Genomic DNA, 616 nt, shown 5'->3' with positions numbered 1-616 from the left:
GTTTCATCTTACTTCCTTATCTAAGTAGGTATTTATAATTTCTTGTGATAACTGCACAACCAAAGTGGCCGACGATTTTATACCAAAATCTATGCAACCAAATTACTCATATTCAATATAGGCAACATAATCGCCAAGACAATGACCAAAACCACGCCGCCCATAAAGAGCAACATGAGCGGTTCAAACAAACCAAGGATTGTTTCGATTAGTCCTTGCAGATCGCTTTCCTGATGCCGTGCTGTTCTTTCAAGCATTTCATCCAACTCGCCACTAGACTCGCCGCTGGCGATCATATGAATCATCATTGGTGGAAAGTAGCCTGTTTGCTCAAGAGAATTGTGCAAGTTTGCACCTTCACTCACTTTCTGCGCTGCTTCAGCTAAGGATGCTTTGAGGCAATCGTTTGTTAAGACCTCGGAAGATATGCGCATCGCATCAACTAAAGGCACGCCGCTACTATTAAGGATACTAAGCGTACTAGCAAATTGAGAGGTATTGGAGCCCCTCGAAATCTTTTGAATAAATGGCATACCTAACAAGCGCTTATGATACGCAAAGCGGAAGCCATCTTTCTTTAGCATGACCTTAAAGCCCATACCGGCCAAGACAAGGA

1 protein-coding gene is annotated in these 616 nt (G+C 43.0%); it reads right to left on the bottom strand.

Annotated features, from left to right (window positions below):
• Nucleotides 1–89: 89 nt before the first annotated feature.
• Nucleotides 90–616, bottom strand: a 527-nt coding sequence (locus A3756_RS05600; RefSeq protein WP_197481197.1) for a type II secretion system F family protein, incomplete at its 5' end; no start/stop codon positions are given.

Source organism: Oleiphilus sp. HI0086 (assembly GCF_001635225.1).
Note: the sequence above shows the minus strand (reverse complement) of the source record. Positions and strands in the feature narration are given on the sequence as shown.